Origin of the sequence: Aeoliella fuhlenseeensis (genome assembly GCF_052161615.1) — a bacterium.
Classification (GTDB): domain Bacteria; phylum Planctomycetota; class Planctomycetia; order Pirellulales; family Lacipirellulaceae; genus Aeoliella.
In genome coordinates this window covers 181,824-207,549 of record NZ_CP197417.1, presented here as the reverse complement: position 1 = coordinate 207,549, position 25,726 = coordinate 181,824, and the positions used below count along the sequence as shown (strand labels likewise).

18 protein-coding genes are annotated in these 25,726 nt (G+C 58.9%); 9 read left to right on the top strand and 9 right to left on the bottom strand.

All coding sequences use genetic code 11. The features are described 5' to 3' along the window. Positions 1-147: 147 nt before the first annotated feature. The 5 genes from SH292x_RS00830 (at position 148) to SH292x_RS00810 (ending at position 11,043) form a co-directional block, all read left to right on the top strand. A complete protein-coding gene (locus SH292x_RS00830) occupies positions 148-603 on the top strand; it encodes a DUF4339 domain-containing protein (RefSeq protein WP_442483674.1) in 456 nt (151 codons plus the stop codon). 340 nt (positions 604-943) lie between these two features. Beyond that, positions 944-4,678, top strand: coding sequence for a PIN domain-containing protein (locus SH292x_RS00825; RefSeq protein ID WP_442483673.1), 3,735 nt, complete (start codon positions 944-946; stop codon positions 4,676-4,678). Between the two features lie 585 nt (positions 4,679-5,263). After that, positions 5,264-5,584, top strand: coding sequence for a co-chaperone GroES (locus tag SH292x_RS00820; protein WP_442483672.1), 321 nt, complete (start codon positions 5,264-5,266; stop codon positions 5,582-5,584). Positions 5,585-5,866: 282 nt separating this feature from the next. Continuing rightward, entirely contained in the window at positions 5,867-7,489 is a 1,623-nt protein-coding gene (gene groL, locus SH292x_RS00815) for a chaperonin GroEL (protein WP_442483671.1), read from the top strand. Positions 7,490-7,743: 254 nt separating this feature from the next. Continuing rightward, the gene (locus SH292x_RS00810; protein WP_442483670.1) at positions 7,744-11,043 is read left to right on the top strand and encodes a PEP-CTERM sorting domain-containing protein; all 3,300 of its coding nucleotides are present in this window, start codon (positions 7,744-7,746) and stop codon (positions 11,041-11,043) included. A gap of 99 nt (positions 11,044-11,142) precedes the next feature. On the opposite strand, the gene SH292x_RS00805 is transcribed toward SH292x_RS00810, so the two are convergent. After that, positions 11,143-11,742, bottom strand: coding sequence for a DUF3239 domain-containing protein (locus SH292x_RS00805; RefSeq protein WP_442483669.1), 600 nt, complete (start codon positions 11,740-11,742; stop codon positions 11,143-11,145). Positions 11,743-12,443: 701 nt separating this feature from the next. Here SH292x_RS00805 and SH292x_RS00800 point away from each other — a divergent pair. After that, a complete protein-coding gene (locus SH292x_RS00800) occupies positions 12,444-13,598 on the top strand; it encodes a PEP-CTERM sorting domain-containing protein (protein ID WP_442483668.1) in 1,155 nt (384 codons plus the stop codon). Positions 13,599-13,698: 100 nt separating this feature from the next. Here SH292x_RS00800 and SH292x_RS00795 read toward each other — a convergent pair whose 3' ends face one another. Then, positions 13,699-14,511, bottom strand: a complete 813-nt coding sequence (locus tag SH292x_RS00795; protein WP_442483667.1) for a c-type cytochrome — start codon at positions 14,509-14,511, stop codon at positions 13,699-13,701. 318 nt (positions 14,512-14,829) lie between these two features. Between SH292x_RS00795 and SH292x_RS00790 the strand changes: the two genes are divergently transcribed. Beyond that, positions 14,830-16,194, top strand: a complete 1,365-nt coding sequence (locus tag SH292x_RS00790; protein WP_442483666.1) for a BBP7 family outer membrane beta-barrel protein — start codon at positions 14,830-14,832, stop codon at positions 16,192-16,194. A 71-nt stretch (positions 16,195-16,265) separates the two neighbouring features. Here SH292x_RS00790 and SH292x_RS00785 read toward each other — a convergent pair whose 3' ends face one another. The 4 genes from SH292x_RS00785 to SH292x_RS00770 form a co-directional block, all read right to left on the bottom strand. Continuing rightward, on the bottom strand, positions 16,266-16,916 hold the full coding sequence (locus tag SH292x_RS00785) for an SdrD B-like domain-containing protein (RefSeq protein WP_442483665.1): 651 nt from the start codon (positions 16,914-16,916) through the stop codon (positions 16,266-16,268). Positions 16,917-17,297: 381 nt separating this feature from the next. Beyond that, on the bottom strand, positions 17,298-17,825 hold the full coding sequence (locus SH292x_RS00780) for a hypothetical protein (RefSeq protein WP_442483664.1): 528 nt from the start codon (positions 17,823-17,825) through the stop codon (positions 17,298-17,300). A gap of 57 nt (positions 17,826-17,882) precedes the next feature. Beyond that, positions 17,883-18,245 carry an STAS domain-containing protein gene (locus tag SH292x_RS00775; protein WP_442483663.1) on the bottom strand — a complete coding sequence of 121 codons (363 nt, stop codon included), beginning with the start codon at positions 18,243-18,245 and terminating at the stop codon, positions 17,883-17,885. A 6-nt stretch (positions 18,246-18,251) separates the two neighbouring features. Next, entirely contained in the window at positions 18,252-18,965 is a 714-nt protein-coding gene (locus SH292x_RS00770) for a TIGR02117 family protein (RefSeq protein ID WP_442483662.1), read from the bottom strand. Between the two features lie 454 nt (positions 18,966-19,419). Here SH292x_RS00770 and SH292x_RS00765 point away from each other — a divergent pair, with 454 nt between their 5' ends. Continuing rightward, complete coding sequence (locus tag SH292x_RS00765) at positions 19,420-19,899, top strand: TM2 domain-containing protein (RefSeq protein ID WP_442483661.1); 480 nt, start codon at positions 19,420-19,422, stop codon at positions 19,897-19,899. Positions 19,900-19,913: 14 nt separating this feature from the next. On the opposite strand, the gene SH292x_RS00760 is transcribed toward SH292x_RS00765, so the two are convergent. Further along, positions 19,914-20,159, bottom strand: coding sequence for a hypothetical protein (locus SH292x_RS00760; protein WP_442483660.1), 246 nt, complete (start codon positions 20,157-20,159; stop codon positions 19,914-19,916). A gap of 766 nt (positions 20,160-20,925) precedes the next feature. Between SH292x_RS00760 and SH292x_RS00755 the strand changes: the two genes are divergently transcribed. Beyond that, positions 20,926-23,223 (top strand): SulP family inorganic anion transporter, encoded by a 2,298-nt coding sequence (locus SH292x_RS00755; RefSeq protein ID WP_442483659.1) that lies wholly within the window; start codon positions 20,926-20,928, stop codon positions 23,221-23,223. 24 nt (positions 23,224-23,247) lie between these two features. Here the strand turns inward: SH292x_RS00755 and SH292x_RS00750 are convergent, their stop codons facing one another. After that, positions 23,248-23,829, bottom strand: coding sequence for a Uma2 family endonuclease (locus SH292x_RS00750; RefSeq protein WP_442483658.1), 582 nt, complete (start codon positions 23,827-23,829; stop codon positions 23,248-23,250). 35 nt (positions 23,830-23,864) lie between these two features. Further along, a complete protein-coding gene (locus SH292x_RS00745) occupies positions 23,865-25,667 on the bottom strand; it encodes an alpha-amylase family glycosyl hydrolase (protein WP_442483657.1) in 1,803 nt (600 codons plus the stop codon). Between the last annotated feature and the right edge of the window lie 59 nt (positions 25,668-25,726).

Below are 25,726 nucleotides of genomic sequence, written 5' to 3'. Positions count from 1 at the left end.
GCCCGCTCGCGCGTGTTTTATAATCCCCGGGTGGGGTGAGGGTGTTCGCCCCCGCGGCTTTTCTTAAGTGCCTTCTCTTCAACTTGTCTTACTGTTTCGGCGCTCGCGTGCCGCGGAGGGCGTGCGTGGGCCGTGGGAGCTCGTCGGATGCCTAGCCAATGGTATTGCCGCGTGATGGGGACCGAGATGGGCCCGCTGAGTTCCAAGCAGCTCTTGGAGATGGCCCGTCATCATCAACTGACGCCCAACGACCAGGTTCGCAAAGAGCTCGATGGCCGATGGGTCGAAGCGAGTCACGTGCGAGGTTTGTTTGAAGACCCGAGCGCGTCGACCATCGTCATGTCGAAGCTCCCGCCCGAAGTGCTCACCGCCCTCGAAGCCTCGCACGGCAGCCACCCAAAACTGCCGGCCGCCACGCCCGCAACCAAAACCCCCGCCGTCACGTGGCACTACCTGTCCGACGAAGGCAAAGTCGGCCCGCTGAGCTTCGAGCAACTAGTAGTCCACGGCCGCGAAGGCCGACTGAAACCGAAGACAAGAGTGTGGAGCTCGACGTCGCCCAAGTGGTGCGCGGCGGGGGAGGTGGAGGGGTTGTTGGGGTAAATCGGGGAGGGGCTGGGGGTTAGGGATTGGGGGTTAGGGGTGAGTCGCTTAGAGTCCTGACGGGGCCTGGTCGTTCGGATCACACGCGTCTAGAACGGCTAGAGCATGTGGGTGCCACTGGCTCCGCCACTTTAGCTTGGTGGCCAGCGTTCTTCGGTCCGGCAAATCGAGTAAGCTACGGCAGGCAGAGCTTTAGAACTGGCGGAGCCAATGGTACACGAGAGTGCGGCAGTGCCACCCTGCCCGCCGATCGTCATCCGACTTCCCAATGCGACCATTCCGCACGTTAGCACTGATGGATCGTGATTGGTACCATACTGGGCCTAGAGTCGTCTCAATTATGCGGCACGAATACCCACATCCTGGCAATGAAGATGAACTCGAAGAGTTCTGCGTGCGATTCTTTCGACACGTGGAGAGACGGGCCGGACTGATCCGGTATGGAAAGCGAGGCGAAGCACAGCATGGAATCGATATTATCGACCAACGCGCTGTTTCACCTCACATCGTGATTCAATGCAAAAGGCACGAGCAAGGCAAAACGATTCCCCCGGCGGACATTAAAGCGGAAGTGGCGGCGGCAGAACGCTCTGGACATAAGATTGATCGCTATATCATCGCTACGACAGCGCGAAAAAGTAAGCATGCCCAAAACGCAGTGATAGCTCTCAATCAAAGGTCTTCGAATGAAAAGCAGTTCGTTGTTGAGATACTATTTTGGGAAGACATATGCGCAATGCTCAGCGAACTGGGTCGGGCAGTTGCCGATGGTTTAGTATACTGCGAACCCCGAGTTGCTGAACCATCGGAACCTGAACGTAGTGAACAACAACAGCATATTCCAGTAGCCGGCGAGTCGTTCGGCAGATTAAATGACTACGATGAGGTCGAGTCGCTCTTTGAGCAGCGCAAGATCGAGGCGGCAGAGCATGCACTCTCCAAACTTCCTGACCCGGAAGTCACTACAGCAATAAGTGAGGAACATCGTTATGCACTGCTGCGATTGCGAGGAAAGCTGGCGATTGAACGCGAAGACTATGCTGAGGCTGCTCGGCTATTTGTGAGCGCGTTTCAGGCACAGCCAGAGAACCCGCAGGCACAACAGAATCAAGTTCTGGCATTAGAGCTACAAGGAAACCGTAGTGCGGCCTTTGATGCGGCTGAAGCTCTCTGCCATTCAGGCAACGATAGTGTCATAGCAACCAGCGCTTTGGTGCGAAATGCCCCTTCGCGTGCTGCTCTCACAAAACACTGGCAACGTGTTTTGGCACATGCGGAGACATCAGAAGACGTAAGCGTCGCGATAGTTCATGCCGCGTTAGGTTGGAGCGACCTCGAGCTGGCGGAATCGGTCGCTGAAAAAGCCGTACGAGAGTATCCTCAATCCGCTCACGCATGGTTCGCACGAGCTTGTGTAGATCACCACCAGTCGATTGCCGGACCACTCAAATCGCGGGTAAGTAAAGCTGAATCGGCGATTAAGTGCTACAATCGCGCAGAAGGTGCTGCTAGGTCTAGCAAGCTCTCAGCGATACTACCAGAAATTCTATCTAACCGCGCCCGTGTTCACGCATCGCGTTCGCGAGTCGCGCTCGCGGCCAGAGACTACCAAGATGCGATAGCTTCTGCTATCCATCCAAGTGCGTACGCAGAGGATGCGGTGCGGCATTTTCTGTCGGTAGATGATTATCAATCGGCGAAGACTTACGTCGAGCTTATTGATGTTCCATCTCAGCACAAGGATTTTTTTGCGGCCGTAGTTAGCCGCCATTTGGGGGAACCGAAGGCCGCTACCGCGACCATGCAGCAGATTGGCCTTTCCACATCGCCTTACGCCGACGATGCGTGCTGCTTCGCAGTTCAATGGGCATTACAAGACAAAGACAAGGCTCAAGCCCGCGACTGCGTGACCGACTCGGTCGAGAAAAGATCTCCACTCTTGGCATGGACGCTGAGAGCTTGGATCGAAGAAGAAGATGCCGAGAATGTAGGCGATGTCGCAATGTACATTCGGAATGCTTTGGAAGCACCTGCAGAGAATGTGGGCATCCAGGTCCTCGATGCCCTTGCGAGATTACTGTGCCGTCTCCATCGATGCGATGAAGCAATTCCCTTTTTCGAACGCGCCTACAAGCCCGGCGTACTCGACCACGTGTGCAAGGGATTGCTTGTCGCCGCGCAAGAAGCTGATCGAGACGATATTCTTCTGCGGGTTTGCACCGAACTCCATGATTCGCAGCAAATCGATGAGCAATTGATGCGAGTGCACGTGGAGGTATTACTCCAATACGATCCTTCTGCGGCGCGTGAACGTTCTATTGAGTACATGGAGTGGGACAAGCCATTCTTCCAGGCAGTATGCAACTATTGCTCGGCGGGTCTAGGAGAACTGCATCTTATCCGCTTTGACGTTCCACATCCTACTCCTGTAACTCTTTCACCTGCGTTGGGTGCCATTGTTCTGGTTCCACTCACGTGTGTTGAACGCTATCAAGATGCGCTTCGGTACGCCTACTTGATGCTTCGACAATTCTTCTCCCAGGAGCATGTCCATGGCGTCTACCTGTGGTACTTCCTTCAGCACGAGGACAAGTTTGACTTCATTGATTCGGATACTGCCTCTGCAAATACAGCGGTTCTGCTTCGTAATACTTCTACGGGGGCCGAACGGTGGATTGTGCCAGAGGACGATTCCCCCGATCTGCTGAAGGATGAATATGGGTTGGATAGTTCCAGTGTTAAATCTATCCTCGGCAAGCGCATCGGGGAGTTAGTCCCAGTCGACCGCGCTTTTCCGCTTCCTTCGGATGCAGAGGAGACGGAAGAAATCGCAACAATCCAAGACAAGCATATCTACCGCTTTCGGGACGTAATCTCCAACTACACCAAGCGGTTTCAGGGAACCTCTGCTCTGAGACGCTTTGACATTGGCTCCGATGATACTTTTGATCCGACTCCGTTGTTGGAAGTGACCAAAGCGAGGCGCGAAAGCATCGATAATGCACTGGACTATTACCGCACCAACCTTTGCTCTTTGCACCTTCTAGCAAATCGGCTTGGTCTAGATATACGACGAGTGATAGAAGCGCTTTCGACGAGTGACGAGGATGTCATTCGCTGCACGAATCCCACGCACGAGAATTTCGAGGAGGCGATTCATGCATGCCAGAAGAAGCGAAGCCTTGTAGTTGACCTTAGTGGGCTAGTAACTGCAACGCGTCTAGGTTTGTGGGAACATTGGAGCGGTCGAGTAGACGTTGTGGTCACACACGCAACCAAGAATTGTGTGGATTTGTGGGTCGAAGAAGCTCGGCACCGTCTGCGCTCAGAATTCGCTACTCTTCACGCTTCCAATGATGACCAGGTTTACGTCAATGAGCAAAGCGAAGATGAGAAGTACAAAGAGCTTAAGGACGTACAACGCATCGCAGACGCTATCGAGAATCAATGTCAAGTAGTGGGTGCAACTGCGGCAGCGTCGATTGACCGGCAGCGTCGGGAGGTATACGCCAAGGTAATTGGACTTCCAGCACTGTTCTCAATCTGCGTCGCTCAGGAACGTGGTGCTGTTCTCTGGACAGATGACGTGATAGTTGCGATGGTTGGGTTAAGCGACTTTGGAGTGGAACGAGTCTGGTCGCAAGCAGTGTGCCAACTTTTAGTAGATGATGGACAGTTGACCTACGACGACATGAGTAGCATGACTTCTCACTTGCTCGAATGGGGGTATGTGAGCACGCGATGGAGGGCGCATGATTTAATCGCCGCGGCCATACGAAGCGAGTGGGATACTCAGGCTCCAGCATTCCGCCGCACGTTCCTGCACCTCGGCGACAGTAAGGTGCAGATTGGAATTCGGATGCAGATTACAGTGGAGTTTCTGAAGTTGCTGAGGCAATCATCATGTAGTCCAATCATGCATACGGCCATCATTCAAGCAGTGTTGGATGCCTTGGGCAATGTTCCGGCCACTAAGTTCTTACTTCAGCGGTTGGAAGAAGCATTCGCGCCTGACTTAGCGTGGGCGGCATTCCTGGATGATCAGGTCAGCTATTGGCTCAGACATCGCGGATAGAGACTTCGACGCGTGCTTCCAAACTAGCGGAGCGGTCTAGCTAAAGCCTTTGAAACCAAGTAACTACGTTCGCGGAAAAGATTGGTGTGAGTTTGGAGTCCGCCTCGGGCGGGCGTGGCGCCCGAGCGCTCGACTGGCGGACGGCGAGGGAATCGTGCCCTGCTACTTTGCCCGCTCCTGCCAAAATGACATCCTCCAGCCCCCAGCTCCCAGCTCTTAGCCCCTGCGCTCCGCCAGAGTGACAGGTGGGGGCTTCTTGACTCCGCGTGGTAAATGGCTCGGCTGTAACCACTTACGGCGATTGGACAGTTTGGCGCGCGGGTTGCTTTACTTGCGGCTGCTGGGGACCCTGCGCGCGGGGGGCGAATTGGCGGACACTAAGGGGTCCGGCGATGGCCTGGAGCGACTGGCTCCCCCCCTCCCCTAACCTCGACTCCACTGGCAATGGGCCACAAGTGGGAGGGGAATAAGACGGGCGGTCCGAAGTCTGGCGACATCGGCTACAAGAAAAAAGCACATAGCCCGAACTCTTGCGAGTTCGGCTACCTATTACAACTTTCGATTCTTACACAGGAGCAAACTTACATGGCTGCAACCGCCACGAAGAAGAAGGGCAAAGTCAAGCTGCAACCGCTGGGCGACAAGGTGGTCGTTTCGCGTGACGTTTCCGAGGACGTGACCGCCGGTGGCATCGTGCTGCCCGACTCGGCCAAGGACAAGCCCAGCCGTGGGACGATTGTGGCTGTCGGCACGGGCAAGACGCTCGACGATGGTTCGCGTGGCGAGATGCAAGTGAAAGTGGGCGACCGCGTCCTGTTCACCAGCTACGCTCCCGAGCCGATCGAGATCGACGACGAAGAATACCTGCTGATGAGCGAGAGCGACATTCTCGCTGTGATTGAGTGAGTGCGTATCACCACAAAGGCGAGTTGATCCATCAGGAAGAATCTCGTCTTTGCTATCGCTACTTTCCGAGCTACATCGACAGCGATCCAGAGTTCGGAGAGTTTGAGTATGACACTGAGACTTTAGAAGTCAGAGTCATTCGAGCGACTAGCCACGCTCACGATCGAGGAAGTGTTGCTGCACTCGTGCACAAATTAAAGAAGAGCTTGGCGGAACAAGAAACAAACCCGCCGACGACTATCTATCACATCGCTTAGAAAGCGAAAAACAGGGAGACCAACTATGGCAAAGATGATTGCCTTTGATCAAGAAGCCCGTGAGGCGATGCGGCGTGGCGTGCAGAAGCTCGCTCGTGCCGTGAAGGTGACGCTCGGTCCGAAGGGCCGGAACGTGATTTTGCAGAAGAGCTTTGGCTCGCCGACCGTCACGAAGGACGGTGTGAGCGTAGCCAAGGAGATTGAGCTCGAGGACGTCTACGAAAACATGGGCGCCCAGATGGTGAAGGAAGTCGCGAGCAAGACTTCGGACGTGGCCGGCGACGGCACCACCACCGCCACCGTGCTGGCCGAAGCGATCTTCAACGAAGGTCTCAAGGCGGTTGTGGCTGGCGTGAACCCGATTCAGATGAAGCAGGGTATCGAGCGTGCCGTGTCCGACGTGACCGAGCAGCTCAAGAAGATGAGCATCAAGGTCAAGAGCACCGAAGAGATGGCTCAGGTCGGCACCGTGGCGTCGAACGGCGACCGCGAGATTGGCGACATGCTGGCCAAGGCAATGGAAAAGGTCGGCAAGGACGGCGTGATCACCGTCGACGAAGGCAAGTCGCTCGCTACCGAGGTGGAATGGGTCGAGGGCATGCAGTTCGACCGCGGCTACCTGTCGCCGTACTTCGTAACCGATCCGCAGTTGATGGAAGCGGTGCTCGAAGATTGCTACGTGCTGGTGCACGAGAAGAAGATCTCGAGCGTCAAGGATTTGGTTCCTGTGCTCGAAGCCGTGGTGAACAGTGGCAAGCCATTGTTGATCATCGCCGAAGACATCGACGGCGAAGCCCTGGCGACCTTGGTGATCAACAAGCTGCGTGGCACGTTCACCGTCGTGGCGGTGAAGGCTCCTGGCTTTGGCGATCGTCGCAAGGCGATGCTCGAAGACATCGCGGTGCTGACCGGTGGTCAGGCGATCTTCGAAGACCTGGGCATCAAGCTCGACTCGATCGGCCTGGCTGAGCTCGGCCGCGCGAAGAAGGTGATTGTCAGCAAGGACAACACCACGGTGATCGAAGGTGCCGGCAAGAGTGGTGACATCAAGGGTCGCATCGACCAGATTCGCCGCGAGATCGAGAACACCTCCAGCGATTACGACCGCGAGAAGCTCGAAGAGCGTCTGGCGAAGCTGTCGGGTGGCGTGGCCAAGGTGAATGTTGGTGCCGCGACCGAGAGCGAGATGAAGGAAAAGAAGGCCCGCGTGGAAGACGCCCTGCACGCCACCCGCGCTGCGGTGGAAGAGGGCATCCTGCCGGGCGGTGGCGTGGCGCTGGTTCGCTGTGCCGCGAAGGTGAAGCCGAGCGAGTTGTCGCACGACCAAGAGGTTGGTTACAACATCGTGCTGCGTTCGTGCCGTGCCCCGCTGACCGCGATTGCCTCGAACGCTGGCAAGGACGGCGGTGTGGTGTGCGAGAAGGTCGCCAACGAGAGCGGCAGCATGGGCTACAACGCCGCGACCGACAAGTACGAAGACCTGGTGAAGAGCGGCGTGATCGACCCCGTGAAGGTCACTCGCACCGCCCTGCAAAACGCCGCGAGCGTTGCGACGCTGCTGCTGACCTCGGACGCCTTGATCGCCGAAGCCCCGAAGAAGGACAAGAAGGGTGGCCACGGCGCCCCTGGCATGGACGACATGTATTAATAGAAGGCTGTAAGCTTTAGGCTCTAAGCTGTTGGCGGTGAGCTGTAGGCTGTCAGCGAGAAGACGAGAACCCACTCGCTCACTGATGTGAGTGGTTGTCATAGAAAAACCCCGGCGGAGCGAAAGCTTCGCCGGGGTTTTTTCGTTGCCTAACCCCCGCAGGCGGCATGGAGCGCCGTTCAAACTTGAGATCGCCGGCCGAGTGTGCAAGAATTGGGGCTCTCCTCGCATGCTCTTTTACGGCGGTTTCGATCATGATTCGAGTGTTGCCACTACTCGCACTGCTGGGATTCGCCTTGGGCCGTCTCGCGGTTGCGCAGACCTTGGGTCCGGGCGTGTATGACTTGCCTCCAGAGTCGCTGGGCGACAACGAGTCGATTGGCTCGAACACCACGCTCAACGTGTTAGATGGGGGGGCCGTGGGCTCCAACTTTACCGCGGGGGTATTCGGACAGACGAGTTCTAATCTGGTAGTCAACGTGCAGGGAGGCAGCATCGGGGGAGGCCTCAAGACCTATGCCGGCGCTCAAGTTCAAGTGAACGAAGGAAGCATCGGTGCAGGTGCCAAAATTTATTCGGGCTCGAGCGTCGACCTGCAAGGTGGGACGATGGGTGGGGGCCTTGAGATTCATGGCGGGCATGTCAGCGTCGATGGAGGCACGCTAAAGGACTACGTTGAGATCTATTCCGGTAGCGTACTTAACGTGTTGTCCGGCGACGCAGGCACCATCGACTACATGTCGGGCAGTGCAACCATGAACGTGTCGGGGGGCCATGTCGACACGCGCGACACTATGTTCGGTACCATCAATCTGATGGGGGGCAGCATCGGGTCGCGATTGGTGACGGGCGAAGGTGCGCGGTTGAACGTGTCGGGAGGAGAATTGGGAAACGGCGCGCTGATTTACTACAAATCGAAGGTCGTGATCACAGGAGGAAAGATCGGCGCTGGCCTGGATGTGGTGAATGGCAGTTCGCTCGAGATGACCGGCGGCGTGATTCAATCAGGATTTTACCTAACCAGCAATAGTCCAGCTCGACTCGCGGGCGGAGTGATCGGCGACGGGATCGAGAAGAAACCCGGCTCGCAAGTGTTGCAGCTCGATGGCATTGACTTTCGCTTGAATGGCGTGCCGATCGACGGACTCGAGGCCGATGGCGACGCGCTGCCCTTCGACCTGCCGATCGGATCGGTGCTGACGGGCACCTATGCCGACGGCACTCCCTTCGCGTACTCGTCGCTTGAGGAAGATAAGTTGCCGGCGGGGTCGCTGCTGCTCAAGAACGTGGCCCCGCCAATCGGGCTGCCGACCATGTTCGACATTCCCCCCGACCAAGCTCCTCAAGGGGTGCATGACGGTCAAACGCTCAACGTCGGCGAGGGCGCCGCGGTTGCCGACCTAATGCAGGCGGGGTGGGGTAGCACCGTCCACATGGTGGGGGGCGTGATCGGCGGCGGCTTCGAAGCCGCCGGTGCGACCGTGAATATCGCAGGTGGATCCGTCGGTGGTGGGTTCGACATGTTTCATGGCAGCGTGCTCACCCTTTCCGGCGGTCAAATGGGTGGAAGTGGCGAGTTGCTCGGCGCGGAGCTGATGATGACCGGTGGTAGCATCGGAGCCAGCTTGAGCGGCCAATCGGAAAGCACCTTGCTGGTCTCTGGCGGCGCGTTAGGCGATGGCTTGAAACTCGATGCCACTTGCCATGCCATCTTCGAAGGGAGCGAATTCTACGTCGACGGCCAGCTGGTGGAGGGATTAGAGAACGAGGGCGACTTGCTCGAGTTCGACCTCAGCTTGCGTCAAGTTCTCAGCGGAACGCTGGCCGACGGAACGCCGTTCGCCTTGACCAGCTTCGACGGAGACTCCCTACCAACTGGCACGCTCGCCCTCGCTCGCGTTACCACAGCGGCGACCGGGCCCACGACAATCGACGCCGCAAGCGATGTTGTTCCGCAAGGTATTCGCGGCGGTCAAACGCTGCTGGTGGGAGGGGGGGCGACCGTACCCGACCTCTTCAACGCGGGGCGCGGGTCGCGCGTCGAGGTCACGGGAGGTACAATTGGCATCGACTTCGAAGCCGTCGCCGCGGAGGTGCTGCTTGCCGAAGGTACGATCCACTCTAACTTCGACGCGATGGACGGCAGCGTCGTGACCATGACGGGCGGCGAGTTAAGGTTAGGGGCACAAGTTACCGGCGGCAGCCAATTCGATCAAACGGGCGGCGTCTCGTCGTCTATCTCCGCTTCCACCAACGCGTCGGTCGCTATCAGCGGGGGCACCACAGGCCCCCTTATTGCCGAACATGGCGCGGTGCTCGCGGCCTCGGGGGGCGTGATTGGCGACATTCGTCTCGTCGACGCTACCGGCACGATCACGGGAGGCGAATTGGGCAATTTGGAAGCTCTTGAAGGAAGTGCTCTCGAACTCCGGGGAGGCTTCCTTCACGGAGGCCTGACGACAGCGGCGTCTAGTAGCGTCCGCTTGGTTGGTGCTGAGTTTCGTCTCGACAACGAACCGATCGAGTTCCTTGTGTCACCGGGCGATTCCGGCGCGATCGACGTACCCGATGGGTCGGTGCTGAGCGGGACGTTCGCCGATGGTACCCCGTTCGTGTTCAGCAACATCGCCCCGCTTCCTGGATCGCTCGCCGGTGGAACCCTCACGCTCGAACTGGCGGATGTTCCTCAAGCGAGCCCGACAATCATTGGTCTACCCAGCTCGCCTGCTCCTGCCGGGGCTCGCGCGGGGCAAACGGTGCTCCTTCAAATAGGAGGAACCCTGCCCGCCGACTTTGTGGCCGCCCCCGATAGCCGAGTGGTGATCGAGGAAGGAGGCATCGTGGGCGATAATCTGCGGGCGGTGGGTGCCGAAATCGAATTGGCGGGGGGCGCGGTGATGGGAGGGATGCAATTGCTGGCCGGAAGCGAGATGACCATGACTAGCGGTACCGTCAACGGCACCTTCAGGGACGAGCTGATCGTCAACCGCGCCACCTTGAACCTCCATGGCGGCAAGGTGACAACCCCGCTAACGGCGACCAACGAAGCCACTGTGAATCTGTACGGCCATAGCTTCACGCTTGGAGGAACTCCCATCGAGGGCTTGGTGGCCGGTGAACCGTTGACACTCACGGCTCGCAATGGTGTCGACATCGCGGGCGTTCTCGAAGACGGTTCGCCGTTTCAATTTCGACTGCAGACGAGCCGCAGCCGATCATTCGACGTCTTCAGCGCCGACAGCCTTGTTACGATCACGCTCGTCGAACCACTCGTGCTGCCCGGCGATTACAACGGCGACGGCATGGTGAATCTGGCCGACTACACCGTGTGGCGTGACAACCTGGGCGCGAGCGCCGAGGCCCTCGCCAACAACGTCGATGGCGAAGTGGTCGACGAAGCGCATTACGCCACCTGGAAAGCGAACTTCGGCGAATCGCTTCCCGAAGGCACCCTGGGAACAGTTTCCTCCATCCCCGAGCCGGGCAGCATCGTCATGCTACTCGTGGCGACTGGCATCGGCGGCATGGTGGTTCGGCGGCGTCAGGCAGGCTAGCATCGCGCTACCTGCAACTGACGTCGCGGACTGTAAAGAAAAACCCCGGCGGAGCGAAAGCTTCGCCGGGGTTTTTTCGTTCAGAGATGGGTACCGTCCTCAATCGTAAAGCTTGTACTCCGGCTGGCGGCCTAGCTGCTTTCCTGCTTCGGGCCACATCAGGTAAAGCCCCGGTTCAAAGGGTGTTGGCACCTGCTTGAGCTGAGAATGCAGAGTCGCGATATCCTCATCTGTAAAGTTCGCAAGCAACCTCACGATCTGGTGTGGATCTGAAGTGACGTAGTCGGCTGGGACCGGGATGAAGGTTGACCAGTGACGTGTTTCGCCCTGGGGAGGTGAAACGTAAAGCGACACCGTCGGTAGCAAGTCGCCGACCTTCAGTGGCTCTCCGGCGGAACGGGAGATTCCAATCTCGACAATCTTAATGACGGGATAGTGGCCTTCGCCAGTTGATAGGTCGGTAGAAACTGCGATGAGAATAGGATCGAGTGATACCACCACGGCAATATTGGCACACCCATACTGAAAGTGATTGCTCACACGAAGCCAATAGAGCACACATGTCGCCACTACAAGGAACAGCAGCAGACCGGTTAGTACGCCCATCGAATAAACAAACAAGGCGCTGCAACCAGAAAGCACGACGCCAAGAATCAGCGGCCACTTGGGCTTGAAGCGAATCCAGCGAATCCAATTCACCTTCAGTCGGCCAGGGTGCGAGGCGTAGGTCTTCGACAGAGTCAAGCCGGTTGGCGGAGGCGACTCTGGAGGCAGGTCTGCCAAATACGGGTTGTCCAGTTGTTCGTGCAATGGCTTCGGAGCGGGCGGAGTGTTTGCATTCGCCTTACTTGTCGGTATCACCTCGACCTTGAACTTTTCTCCACACCCACTCGCCGGGCACTTTGCGACCTTTCCCACGTGTTGCTGCAAAACTGTGAACGTCGCCTTGCAGTAAGGACACCGAGTTTTGATCTTTGTTGTTTCTGGCATTCTGCGACACTCAGGCGCGACTGTTACCCGATGGAACGGAAGGGGAATGGTATCTCATCAATGATAAACTCTCGACTTCCGTCAATCCAGGAAGAGTACTCGTCGCACGATATGCCTTCGTTTAGGAGCCCCCCTCGCTAACACCGAAGCCGGCAGGGATCCGCCGACTCTCCGCTTGAAACGCCCATTTCCACCCGGTTTTTCACTATTACCGCCCGCAATCTGTTCTACTACAATCCCACGAGGTCGGCCACTTTCGGCTGTCGGAACCTCGAGAGGCTTGTGTTGCGATGATTAGAGTAGCTCTTTCACTCGGTGTGCTGGCTTCCGTTTGTTCGCTAGCACTAGCACAGGATCCCCTATTTACTGTAGAGGGGCAACTTCGCGATGTGCGAGATGGAAGCATCCTGGTGCGCCAGCTGACCAAAGAAGGGTACTACTTCACAGAAGCTTCGCTTCACGCGATCGATCTAAAGACGGGCGCTACGACGGGCTCGGTTACCGCGAGTGAGGTCCTGCAGGCGTTTCCCGACGCTGGGCCCGACGCGCTCTCCGGCCTTTCGAGTTACTACAACCGATTCGCATCCTCGGCTCGCTTCATCGACGGTGGCATCCTTGCCGGCATTCCCGGGGCTTACATCATCTGCGACTGCGGCGCGGGTGCTCAGCCGCCGATCTTGTTGGGGTACGTAGTGCGGTTCGATGGTCCCGCGCTCGCCCCCGCGGCGTATGCGACGGCTGGTGCTTTTCCTACCAACCCCGGAGGAGTTCCGTTTAGCGGAAACTTTACATCATTCGGCAGTTCGCTGGTTGCTAGTGGCGGCTCGTTCCTCGACGGTCACCTGCGATACGATGTGGAAACACTGACGCCCGTTGCTGGGATTGGACTTATTCCGCCGCCCTTCGAGGCGCCGCTTAACAGCGAGTTCGGTGATGCTGCCGCCGCCAACGGCACCGTAGTTCTTAAGCAGCGCAGGCTTAATCAGGACCCCCAGTCCCGCGATGTAGGCATCTTCGATTTCGAGCAAGGGAGCTACTTGGGGCGAATCGCGCCGCCCAATCCGAGCCCTAACGATCGTTTCGGCGAAGCCATAGCCGTCGACGGGAGCGTCGCGGTGGTTGGCGACCCCGGCCTTCCGCACTGGCAGTCGACGGAGAATGGCAAGGCGTATGTGTTCGATCTCGCAACGGGAGAACTGGTTGTCGAACTCGTGAAGCCAAACGTTCCCAGCACCGGCGACAATGCTCGCGCTGATGGCTTTGGCCGGTCGGTGGCGGTCGGCGGAGGGTTGGCTCTCGTTGGTGCCCCCACTGACAGCACGTGGGGCAACTTCGCCGGCGCGGCGTTCTTGTTCGATGCCACCGACGGAGCACTGCTTCACACCTTCAAGGCGCCCCTGTATTCCAGCTTCTTCGGATCCGAAGTCGCCATCGACGCGGGCAGGCTGCTCATCGGCGACGGCGAGAAAGTCTACGTCTACGCGATTCCTGAACCATCGACGATGGTGATTGCTATGCTTGGATTGGCAGCGATTGGCTGGCGGGCGAGAAGTTCGCGGAGGTGAATGATCACTGAGGCTTGGGAACCCGCGGCTTCCGCCTTGGGCTAGGGTTAGGGAGAATCGTCACTCGCGGCTCGATGCCGCTCCTCTTGCGGACGTTGCGTTATTTGTTGGGCTTACCTTCGCCCAAGTGCTCCTCTAGTTTGAACTCCGGCCGCTCTTGGGCGTTGATGTACGCCGCGAGGTCGAGACTCTCCTGATCCGTGAGACTAGGATCGCCCAGCGGCATGGCGACTTTTAGCCAGCTGGCGAGCTTCGGCACTTGGGCGAGGCCGGCTCCTTGGTTGTACGATCTCGGACCCCAGACTGGCGGGCCATCCTCGTTGCCGAGGCCATTGTCGCCATGACACACCGCGCATTGATCTTGATAGACCGCGGCACCGTTCTTGATGTCGGCCTTCGCAAGATCGAGTTTGAGTGGCGGAACGTGGTTGGGGCCAAGCGGGTTCTTATGGTTCATGGCGATCTTCTCGCCGGACGATAGCGACGTGATGTAAGTGGTGATCGCGACCGACACGGGGCTGCCATTGTCGGGGCGGGTGCCGTTCATGCTTCGCATGAAGCAATTGAGGACGCGGTCTTCGAGCGTGATCACTCGCTCCTCGCGGGGCGACCAAGCGGGGTAAGCCGTCGCGCAGCCGAGGAACGTCGCCGCGGCGGGATCGGTGCCCGCGTCGAGATGGCACGACGTGCAAGTGAGGTCGTTGCCGACAAACGGTTTAGAGAGCGGATGGGTGTTGGTGCTCATGACGATCTCGCGGCCGAGATCGATCACCTTGTCGAGTTCGCTCTGCGGAGCGCTTTCGCCCTTCGCGCTAGCTGGAGATTCGTCTCCGCTTGTCGGACGCGCGGCCATCATCGCGTAGCAGGTGGCCAAGATCGCCGTGAGTATCAGAAACTTGTACGATGTTCGCATGAGGTAACTTCTCCGGTGCACACCCCCGCAGTGACGGCTTCCCACGATGGTCATCGTTACTCCAGAGGCCGTAGGGGTCAAGCTGGGCGGAGTTGCCAAGAGGGTGGTCTAAGCCTGTTTTTTGCTTGCTCGCCCGATCGTTTACGGAACTTTAACCCCAGTTCGCCATTTCGACTTCAAGTCGCTGATGGCGACCGGTCGATTCAGTATGATCAGCAGAGCTTGCGCCAGCGTTCAGCATGGAAGGCGTGAGCTCAGATTCACTTGGCCGCTGTATCCTGGGGGGGACACATGGCATTTCTTTGGCGGTGGGAGCGCGTGCGCGCTCTTGGAGTTCAGTTCGCGGCACTCTCCGCGGTGCTAGCGATGCCAGTGGTTGGTAGCGCCCAGCAGCCGACTAGCGTCCCGGACGAAGGCTACTACGTCTCCGACGATCCGAGTTGGGAAGGTGCCGTGTCGAGCGAACCGGGCTATGGCAGCGCCGGCTGCGGAGAAGTGGGGTGCGGCGACGTGGGCTGTGGCGATGCCGTGGGATGTGGCGATGTTTGCTGCGGCGACTCTGTTTGCGATCTCGGTCCCGTATACGCGGGCTCGCGGTTGTGGGTCGAAGCCGATTACTTGCTGTGGAAACTCGACGGCAACTACTTGCCACCCGTGGTGACTTCGAGCCCCTCGAATACACTTCCTGCCAACGCCGGTGTGTTGGGACTTCCTTCGACCACCATTCTCGCAGGCGACGAAGTGATTGGCGGCAACTGGCGTGATGGCTATCGCATTCGCGGTGGCGTGTGGCTCGACGATTGCCAGACCATTGGCATCGGTGGCGACTACTTCAACACCGGTCGCGATGGCTACGACTACTCGCGCTCGCAAGACCCGAACCTCATCATCGCCCGCCCGTTCTACAACGCGGAAACGGGATTGCAGGATTCGCAGATCATGGCCCAGCCGGGCGAACTCGATGGCACGGTGAACGTCCGCGCGTACGACGAACTACAAGGTGCCGGCCTTAACCTGCGGCACTGCTTCTGGCGATGCTGCAACCCGTGCGGCCCCAGTACTCAAGTCGACGTGCTCGCTGGTTATCGCTACTACGAACTCGATTCGTCCTTGGGGTTCAGCGAGCTGCTGACCGTGCTGCCCACTACGACACAACCACTTGTGCCCGGCACCACGATCGACCTGCACGATCAGTTCGACGCCCGCAATGAGTTCCACGGTGGCGAGATTGGCTTTGTGGGCCGACGCACCTGCTCGTGGTGGTGGATCGATGGCGCGGCAAAGCTGGCGATTGGCTCCAATCGCCGTACCGTGACCGTCAGTGGTCAGACCATCAACACCGTTCCCGGTGGAGGTCAGGCGACGTTCGACGGTGGTCTACTAACCTCCGAGGTCACGAACATTGGCCGGTATAGCGATAGCTCGACGGTGGTGATTCCTGAGTTTCGCCTAGGCCTTGGTGGCCAGATCACCCGCAACTGGGGCGTCCACGCCGGCTACAACGTGATCATCTGGAACGACGTGGCCCGCGCCGCCGCGCACCTGCCACCCGGTCTGGCCGTCGATCCGCGCAACCTGCCTCCCGTTACCGCGGGCGGCGGCCCGGATCCCGCGTTCCCCGGCATCCGTGGCTCGCAGCTACTCGCGCACGGATTCGATTTCGGCGTTGAGTTTACGTACTAAGAAATGTGGTTAGCGTCTCCGACCTCAAACATTTGGGGTCGGAGGCTCTCCCACAATTAGCGATTCATGTTTCATCGATGGCACGCTAAGCGGCGACGCCTGCCGCGTAGCGCCACGCCACCGACGATCGCGCCCACCAGCATTGCGATGCTCGATGGCTCGGGAATCGTGATCTGTGCTTCGGGCATGGGCGGGGCCGACGCAAACAGGTACCGCTTCGACACGTAGCCAGGCAGCATGCCGCGCTCGCCGAAGTTGTAGAAGTTGGCCGTAGAACCACCCGGCAGCACGATGCCGGAGAACAAGTTGTTGCTCACGGTGCCGAGCGATCCGCCTGGCGGGAAGGTGTTGGTGCCATTCAGCGTCATCGAGCCGATGGTGTCGAGACCATCAAGCCAACCGACGGGCTGAATCTGCTCAATACGATACGTGCCGGCGCCAAGGTTGTTGAATTGGTAACGGCCCTGGTCGCTTGTCTGCAACGTGGAAAGTAACTGGTAGTTGGCATTTACCAGTTGATACAGGTTGACGGTGACATCGGGGATCACGAGCTCGGGCATCGGATCGCTGGAGAAGTTGAGCGCGCCGTCGTTGTTACGATCGACGTACACCCAACCTCCGATTTGACTGTTTTGGGCAAAGGTCATGGCAGGCAACAGCAGCACGCACAGCGCGCCGCACAACACGCGGGCCTGCCACCACCCGAATGGGATGGTTGGCATCAGGGGTGTCTCTCAAAGGTGATTTGGCTTCGCTAAGACGGTCGACGGAGTGGCTTACGCCAACCGGACCGGAAGAACACTGCAAGGCAACTGGCTGATAAGCCAGCTAGAACCAAGCAGCATGTGAAACCATTAGGCACACCTGAAAACGAAGCGATTCGCATCCTCGCGCAGAAACGCGGCACCGCACGCCGCGGACCGCTATTTCCACCCTAGTTAGGCTGGTGGGGAGCGTCAAGAAATTGGCGCGAGTGGATAGGAAAGGCGGGGAATTTCCCCAGGAACTGCGGCCGATTGGCCCGAAGAGTGGGGTTAGCGGGCGAGGAGATGGGGGTCGTTGGAAGGGATGAGGCACGAGGCGTGCCACTGACTTGGCACCCCCTACGTAGGCGAAAGCTGTATTCCCCACTCACGGCTTATCCAATCGGGAACGATTTGAAAGCTCGCTCGACCATCTGCCCATTGAATAGTGTCACGCCGCTTAGCGACCGCCGTGCAAAGGCAGTCGGCGTGGGGCTCAACTCCTACTCGACCGATATCGAGTCGATCGGCGTCCCAGCAGGTTTGCACGGTGACATCGGGATGAGTCCGCTCGTCGGTGTGGCCCGCGCAGGCAATGCACAAGAGGTTGAAGCCATCATCGGGCAACTCGAATAGCTTGCCTCTTAAACTCATTGCCAGCTCGGCACCTCGACGTCCATGCCCCGGATCGTAGTGCTCGTTGATTCGCCTAGAGTCATGAAACACCGCGAAGAGCTTGACGACTTCGATACGTGCACCGGTTTCCTGCGACAGTCTCACACCATTGTCATGCACTCGAGCCCAATGACTTACCCCATGGGCCCCCGCGATCGGGAGCGAGCAGCCATCGAGAATGGCGGCGACGAGTGTGGGGAAATCGAATGGCATGCTTGAGCGTCTGCCGGCGCCTGCGGCTGGGCGTTAAACGAAGACTCGACAACGCCCTTACTTCACCGCGTCGTCGAGCGTCGCGTACAGCGGCAGGATCAAATGCAACCGGCACGCGTGCAAGGCTTCGGTCGGGTGCTCGCCGAGGTTGGCGAGGTGCAACTGACCGCCGGCGATGGCGATGCGTTTGTGGACCTGCACCAGGGTGCCCATCATGCTGCTGCCGAGGAAGGTGACCCGGCTCATGTCGAGCACCAGGCATGGAGGTTTCGCGTCGCGAACGAGTTGCCAGAGGCCATCACCGAGACCTTGCGTGTCGCCGAAACCGTCTTGCTCGGGAGCCAGAAGAGCGACTTGCCAGCCGTCTCGTTCGTAGAGGTCGGCGTGCCAACCGCTAGTGAGGGTACGAGAACCTGTCATGGTGCGTTACTCTTTGACTTGAAGAATGCCCATCGGAAATGGCGTCCAGCAACCGGTGCGAACGCCCGCCGCTTCCAGCGCGTCGCCGGTCCACGTGTTGCAGTTGTAGAGCGCCGAGTAAGTCCCGGTGGCCTCGTAAAAGGCGTCATGCGACTTGTAGTTCTCGCCCAGTAGGTGACGAGGTTCCTGGCCACCGAGGTGCGACGACCCATCGAGCACGAAACTCGCCTGAATGAACTCGACGAGTTTTTCGTAGGCCGTTGGCTCGATGGTGACGCGGTGGTAGTTCTCGTAATTCATTCGCGACCGCTCCATCATGTCGACGTGCACAAGCGTAGCGGACGGAAGCAGTAGCGACCGTAGTGCAATGTCGAGTCGCAGGTCTTCCCACTTGGGTGTGTTGAGAAAGAAATCGCGCGAGCCCCAACTGAAGGCGATGTGCGTCTCCTTGCCGGTGAGCATCTGGAAATCGCTCGGCGAAAACCAGGGGCTCCAGTCGTGCACGCTGGTGACGATCGGCACGATGATTTCGGAGTGGGCCGGGTCGAGGTAGACGATGATCTCGATCCCCTCGGCGGGGGACTTAAAATCGCGATTCACCGGCAGGAGGCCAATCAGCACCGCCCCGGCGAACGCCAACACTACCACGAGCCCCGCCCGACAGACCTGCCAGACGATGCGGAGGAAGAGCGATCGGCGGGGTTTGGGGGTTGGAGGCATTGGTGGATTGGCGGTTTGGTCGGAAGCGAACGAACTTGCGACTGATTCCTGGACGCCTTCCTGGACGACGTCGCTCAGTAAAGCATAGCCCCCGGCAGCCACCACCAAGCTTGGTGGGGGCTATTCGGATTGCGTTTCCAGGGTCGTTAATCGCTCGCCTGCGGTTATCGTCATTATGCGACGTTCGACTCCCTGGGACAATCTACGCGACGGGCGGAGGAGCTGAGCGTGGTCGACAAGCGACCTGACTGGCTGCCGAAGATGGCTAAGCTGCGTGCGACTCTGCCGACAAACTCAGCTTGCCAGCACCTTGGAGAACCCCCGCCAGTTGGCACCCAGTTTGCGGTTAGCCAGTCTGCAGATAGATAGCGCCAAGGATCGCCACGTGCGGGCGAATACCCTAAAGTACCTTCCACTGAACCAAGCCACCCTCGTACTCGGAGCGAGTGACAAGATGAGCCAAGTCGACCCTCCATCCCCCTACCAATCGTCGGTCGTCTACGGCGAGCAATCGCACAGCTTAGTGATTGGGTACTTGCTGTGGATCTTTGGGTTTACCGGGGCCCATCGGTTCTATTTCGGAAGACCAATCACGGGCACGATTTGGTTTTGCACCCTGGGGCTTCTGGGAATTGGGTGGTTGATCGACATTGTGCTCATTCCCAGTATGGAGCGGGCGGCCAATCGTCGCTACGTCACGGGTCCGATCGATTACAACGTCGCGTGGCTCCTGCTAACTTTCCTTGGGTCTCTCGGCGTGCACCGCTTCTATCTTGGGAAGTGGGGCACGGGTCTGGTGTACCTCGTGTGCTGGGCTTTGGCGAGTACCGTCATCCTGGCGATCCCCGCGGCCATCGTGGTGGCGCTGTTCCTGCTATGTGACTTCTGGACCCTGAACGAGCAAGTCGACGAGCGGAATACGTACGGGGCGTAGAAGACTAAGCCTCACTAGGACTGCGATTCTGGCGGCGTGGTGTGTTCGCGGATGTGCATCACGACGGAACCAACCACCACCACCGCGATGAACAGCGTCGAGAAAGGACCCAAGTGCGTGGTGACATGCGGCAGGAAAAGAGTACCCGTCCCTAGCAGCATTACGCCCAGGGCGATGGTGAGCAGCTTATCCCAAGCCACCATGGCGTGGTGGTTCGCGGTGCGAGCGTGAGGTCCATTGGCCGGGCGAAGGGGAAACATGATCGGTGCTCCTTTGAAGATGAGGGTGCGTGGTGCTTAGGAGTCAGGGAGCGAGCTCCGTGTACGAGTAAGGTGTCTGCACGTCGCGCGCCAATCCTTAGATTTTTTCTGGTAGCACGCGTCGATTTATTCCCGCGGATGTGGGTCCTCCAGTTCGTGAAAAAAGCGACAAATGCCGAAATCTAGTGGAAGACCTCGATTCCTTCGCACTTGACGCGTGCGGTGAGTCCATTATCCTACGGTTACGAGTGTTCCCCCGATCTTGCCCCGACGACTGCCCCCTGGGCAGCCCTGGCCGATGCTCCGAGTACCCCATCCCAAGAAGGCCCCGCGATCCTGGCGACTCAGCCTGGCCGCGGCGATATTTGCCTTGGTGTTGCCGATGGGAGCTCCGACACTGGCGCAGTCGCTCCAGTTGACCGAGGAACGCGAGAGCAGCGCGGAAACCACGGGCACCTACGTATGGATGGCTCACGAAGCTCGGATTGTGCGTAGTCGCACAGCGCATTCCAACCCGCTCGTTTTCACGCCGCCCATCGCCGCTCCGTTAGTCTGGAATCCGCAGGGCGATTTTGTTTACCTCGCTGGACATCGCCTTCCATGTGGGCAGTTGGCCCCACTGCGCTGTTAGTGCGCGCCTCGTGCGTACTTGTTCGGACCTCGTGTGCTTCGAGGATTCCGGTGTTCCACGATTCTCTTAGTCCCGCGAACCTCGTTTGCCGACCCTCGGGTCGCTGCATCGGTTTGTCTCGCCTCGCATAAATCTATGCCCATCACGCCGACCAATAACAATAAACATTCGATTTACACCCTCTCGACGCTTCCGGCCGATTTGTCGAGCGGTTTGGTGGTGTTCCTCGTTGCCCTGCCCCTCTGCCTGGGAATTGCGTTGGCGTCCGATGCGCCACTGCTCTCTGGTGTGATCTCGGGAATCATCGGCGGTCTTGTAGTCGGCATGCTGAGCGGCTCGCATACCAGCGTGAGCGGTCCCGCCGCGGGCCTGACGGCCATTGTGGCCGCCCAGATTGCCAACCTAGGTTCGTTCGAGGCGTTCTTACTGGCGGTCGTGATCGGAGGTGTGCTGCAGGTGGTCCTTGGTATCGTCAAGGCGGGAGCCCTGTCCGCGTTCTTCCCCTCCAGCGTGATCAAAGGCCTTCTCGCGGCGATTGGTGTGATTCTTATCCTTAAGCAGATTCCTCACTTGGTGGGCCACGACAGCGACCCTGAAGGCGAGATGTCTTTCGAGCAACCCGATCACCACAACACATTCAGCGAGATCTGGAGTGTCATCAGCACCGGCGACTTCCACTACGGAGCCACGGCGATCGGCCTGGTGTCGGTCGCCATTCTCGTGCTTTGGCCCCGGATCAAGCTGCTAAAGGCCCTGCCCGTACCTAGCGCACTGGCGGTGGTGCTGGTCGGAGTGGGAATGTACGTGTGGTTCAAGAACCTGGGAGGGCCATGGGCAATCGATCCAACCCATTTGGTGACGCTCCCCATCCCTACCTCCACGGAAGATCTAGTCAAGAAGTTCTTTAGTTTCCCTGACTTCAGCCAACTGGTGAATCCTGCTATCTACATCGCGGCTGTGACCATTGCGATCGTGGCGTCGCTCGAAACGCTGCTGAACCTCGAAGCGGTCGACAAGATCGATCCCGAGCGGCGTAACTCCCCCCCCAGTCGCGAACTGTGGGCTCAGGGGGTGGGCAATATTTGCGCTGGCCTGATTGGTGGCCTCCCTATGACTTCGGTCATTGTTCGTAGCTCGGTGAACGTCACCAGCGGAGCAAAGACGAAACGAGCCGCGATCTTCCACGGCGGATTGCTCGCAGTCTGCGTGGCCATGTTCCCGCAGTACCTCAATATGATTCCCCTCTCGGCACTAGCGGCGATCCTGATCGTTACCGGTTATAAGCTGGCCAGTCCCAAACTGTTCCGCGACATGTGGAGCGAAGGCCGGTATCAGTTCCTGCCGTTCATCATCACGCTGGTCGCCATTGTGTTTACCGACCTGTTGATCGGTATTCTGATTGGCCTGGGCGTGGCGGTGCTGTTCATCCTCAACAGCAATCTACGTCGCCCCGTACGACGCATCGTCGAGACGCATCTCGGCGGCGACGTGCTACACATCGAGCTCGCCAACCAAGTGAGCTTCCTCAATCGGGCGTCGCTCGACAAAGTACTTACCGAAGCGCCACGAGGTAGCAGCGTGCTTATCGATGCCAGTGGCACCGACTACATCGATCCCGACGTGCTCAGCATGATTCGCGAGTTTCGGGATTCGGTTGCGCCGGTGCACGACATTACCGTTAGTCTGAGGGGGTTTCGCAACAAATACCAACTGAACGACGACATCCAGTTCGCCGACTTCACCACGCGTGAGCTCCGCGACAGCCTCACGCCGCAGCAAGCTGTCGACATCCTGATGGAGGGCAACCGGCGATTCCGGGCGGGCAAGCAGCTCAGCCGCGATTTCAGCCGCGCGATCGACGCTACCGCGGCGGGGCAAACTCCCTTTGCCGTGATCTTGGGTTGCATCGACTCGCGTGTCCCCGCCGAGATCGTATTCGACCTTGGCATTGGCGACATGTTCGCCGTTCGCGTGGCTGGCAATATCATTGGCACCAAGAGCCTAGGCAGCATCGAATACGGCGTGGCCGTGGCGGGCGTGAAACTCGTCGCTGTGCTGGGTCACACCCGCTGCGGCGCGGTGATGTCGTCCGTTGGACTGCTCGCCGATGGCAAGAGCGCCTGCGACGCGACGGGCTGCGAAAGCCTCGACGCGGTGGTCAACGAAGTGCAGGTGAGCATTCGCGAAGAAGAAGCTCGGCAGTTCCCCCGCATGGACGCCGACGCCAAGGAGCAATTGGTCGACGAAGTGGTCCGCCGCAACGTGCTACGGACGGTTCACGAGATCACCGCTCGCAGCCGAGTGATTCGCGACGCCGTGCGCGAAGGCCGAGTGAAAGTGGTCGGCATGGTCTACGACATCACCACCGGCGAAGTGCACTACTTGTCCGACCACGGCCGGATCGAAGCGATGGAGCCGAAGACCGAGGTATAAGGTGACAAGGCGAAGCGGCCGAGCTCACTCGCTCGCCGCTTCGAACTCCACCCGCTCGTAAAGGTCCGCGAGCGGAAGCTGCGCTTCGATGGCTGGCAGCGGAACAATGGCGTCTAGACTCTCGTAAACTTCGGTTGTGAATCCAGCATCGCCACGCGTGTAGGAGACGACACGTGGCACATCGGTTTCGACGAGCAGGTATTGCTGCAGCGAAGAAATCGACAGATAGGCGTCACGCTTCTCTCCTTCGTCCACACGACGGGTGCCCGGCGAGAGCACCTCAAACACGATCACCGGATGATCCTGAAACAACGTTTCGGGACCATTTGGATTGCATACCACCATCCCATCGGGATAGTAGAAGCGAGTATGCGTGGGTAGATGGGCTCGCACTTTCATGTCCGAGCTGAAGACCTGACACTTCTTCCCTCGCAATTGGTTGCCAATGGCGATGGTCGCGTTGGTTGCGATTTGATTATGAACCGTCCGCGCCCCCGCCATGGCGTAGACGTATCCGCCCAGGTATTCGTGCTTGATGTCGGATGCCTGTTCGTCGGCGAGGTAGTCCTCGACGGAAACGAGTTCGAATTTTTTGGCTGCGGTCATTCGATCAGTTTACCAAAGACGAAAACCTCCAACAATCAATCCGCCCGCAGCACCACGACACTCCACTGTGGCAAGTTGATTGCCAGGCGGCCTTCGTCGTTCGTCGCGAGCTCCAGGCCCGCGTTGCCGGCACCTTGCCAGCCGCCGAAGCGAGGGTCTTGAGTGCAAAGCAACTCGATGAACGAGCCTTCTACGCCACCGGTGGGGACGTGATAGCTCTGGTGGCTAAAGTTGCGATCGCCGACGTTCACCACCACGAGAATTCGATTGCCGAAGAACTCGCGGACAAACGCCACGACGTTGTTGTCGCGGTCGACATGCACGATGCGGAAGTCGTCGGATCGCAGGGCTTGGTTGTCCCAACGCACCTGGTTGGCCGTGGTTACCAGCTCGCGCATTTGGAGGCCCAGCGCGTCGCCCGCGGTGCTCCAGTCGAAGCGGTGATCGCCCCACTGGTCCACGCCGTCGTGCCAGTAACCCCACGCGACGTGAGGCGAAGCGAGCATGCATTCGCTCCCCATAAAGCACATCGGCGTGCCGGGCATGGTCACGTTCAGCGCCCAGGCGAGTCGGCACTTGGCTCGCGCCCAGCTATTGTGCCGCCCGCCGAGCAAGTCGACCAAGTAACGATGCCGGCTGTCCCAGTTGCGATGGCCGGACTCGGCATCGCCATTGTGGGGATCGCCACAGTCGTCGTGCGAACCAGTGAGGTAGTTCACCAAATTCCAACTGTGCTCGAATGGTTTGAAGTCCAGGAAACCGAGTAATCGATCGACCGGTGCATCGCCCACGAGTGCTCGCTGCACTTCGTGGTGGGCCGACGATCGCCACGTTGCGTTGAAGTTTCCCGCCGAGATCACCCACGGATGCGCGGGCAGGTGCTCGGCGATCAGGTACTTATCGGGATAATCCTGCCGCAGACGCCACAAGACATTGCGCAGGTAATTGCCATTGATGAGCGTCGTCGCGTCGAACCTCAGTCCATCGGCGTGATACTCTTCGAAGTACATGCGGGCATTCTGGTAGAAGTAGTCTTGCACTTCCCACTTCCACCACGCAGGACCGCGGCCCCAGGGGGTCATGTTGCCCCCTTCGAAGTAGATGCCCCCCTCGTTCTCGTAGCCGTCGTAATGCCACAGCACGTTGTCGCCAGGGCCGGCGTGGTTGTAGACCACGTCGAAGATGACGGCGAGACCTTTGCCATGGGCCGCGTTGACGAAGTGCTTGAGATCGCTGGGCGTGCCGTAGGCGCTTTCGGGAGCGAAGAACGACGCGGGGTTGTAACCCCACGAACGATCGAACGCAAACTCCTGCACCGGCAGTGGCTGGATGGCGTTGAAACCTAACGAGCGAATGTAGTCGAACTTCGACTCGACATCGGCGAACGTAGCGATGGGCTTGTTGAGATAGTCGTTCCGCCCCGCGAAGCTACCGACGTGGAACTGATAGATCAGGAAGTTCTCGAACGACGGCGTGCGAAACGCTTCCCATGGATAGGGCTTATTCTCGACCACGATCGAGGCGTTCTCGCTCTTGCCATCGTTGCGAGTCAGCGCCGAGCTGACGACATCGCGCGCCGCGGCGTCCAGGTGCTCGGTGGTCTGGCCCTGGTAAGTGATTTGGTAGCGGTAGAGCGTCCCCGGTTCAACGTCAGGAACCGTCGCGCTCCAGTAGCCGCTGGTCGACTTGGTGAGGTCGAACTCGGTTGCCGGATCGTGAGGCCGCCAGCTCTTGCTTTGCTGCATGCGCACTCGCACGTGCTCGGCGTGGGGAGCCCACACTCGAAAGAAGCAACCCTGGCTAGTGAGATGCGCACCGATGCGTTCTTCGAGCAACATAGGGGTAACTCATGGTTGGGGAAGCGAAGCAAGTGGATAGTGTAACTTGCTCCGCCCGA

Excerpts from the sequence above, each read along its gene's own strand:
- SH292x_RS00830 (WP_442483674.1), top strand. The coding sequence starts at position 148 with ATGCCTAGCCAATGGTATTGCCGCGTGATGGGGACCGAGATGGGCCCG.
- SH292x_RS00825 (WP_442483673.1), top strand. The coding sequence starts at position 944 with ATGCGGCACGAATACCCACATCCTGGCAATGAAGATGAACTCGAAGAG.
- SH292x_RS00820 (WP_442483672.1), top strand. The coding sequence starts at position 5,264 with ATGGCTGCAACCGCCACGAAGAAGAAGGGCAAAGTCAAGCTGCAACCG.
- groL (WP_442483671.1), top strand. The coding sequence starts at position 5,867 with ATGGCAAAGATGATTGCCTTTGATCAAGAAGCCCGTGAGGCGATGCGG.
- SH292x_RS00810 (WP_442483670.1), top strand. The coding sequence starts at position 7,744 with ATGATTCGAGTGTTGCCACTACTCGCACTGCTGGGATTCGCCTTGGGC.
- SH292x_RS00795 (WP_442483667.1), bottom strand. The coding sequence starts at position 14,511 with ATGCGAACATCGTACAAGTTTCTGATACTCACGGCGATCTTGGCCACC.
- SH292x_RS00785 (WP_442483665.1), bottom strand. The coding sequence starts at position 16,916 with ATGCCAACCATCCCATTCGGGTGGTGGCAGGCCCGCGTGTTGTGCGGC.
- SH292x_RS00780 (WP_442483664.1), bottom strand. The coding sequence starts at position 17,825 with ATGCCATTCGATTTCCCCACACTCGTCGCCGCCATTCTCGATGGCTGC.
- SH292x_RS00775 (WP_442483663.1), bottom strand. The coding sequence starts at position 18,245 with ATGACAGGTTCTCGTACCCTCACTAGCGGTTGGCACGCCGACCTCTAC.
- SH292x_RS00770 (WP_442483662.1), bottom strand. The coding sequence starts at position 18,965 with ATGCCTCCAACCCCCAAACCCCGCCGATCGCTCTTCCTCCGCATCGTC.
- SH292x_RS00765 (WP_442483661.1), top strand. The coding sequence starts at position 19,420 with ATGAGCCAAGTCGACCCTCCATCCCCCTACCAATCGTCGGTCGTCTAC.
- SH292x_RS00760 (WP_442483660.1), bottom strand. The coding sequence starts at position 20,159 with ATGTTTCCCCTTCGCCCGGCCAATGGACCTCACGCTCGCACCGCGAAC.
- SH292x_RS00755 (WP_442483659.1), top strand. The coding sequence starts at position 20,926 with ATGCCCATCACGCCGACCAATAACAATAAACATTCGATTTACACCCTC.
- SH292x_RS00750 (WP_442483658.1), bottom strand. The coding sequence starts at position 23,829 with ATGACCGCAGCCAAAAAATTCGAACTCGTTTCCGTCGAGGACTACCTC.
- SH292x_RS00745 (WP_442483657.1), bottom strand. The coding sequence starts at position 25,667 with ATGTTGCTCGAAGAACGCATCGGTGCGCATCTCACTAGCCAGGGTTGC.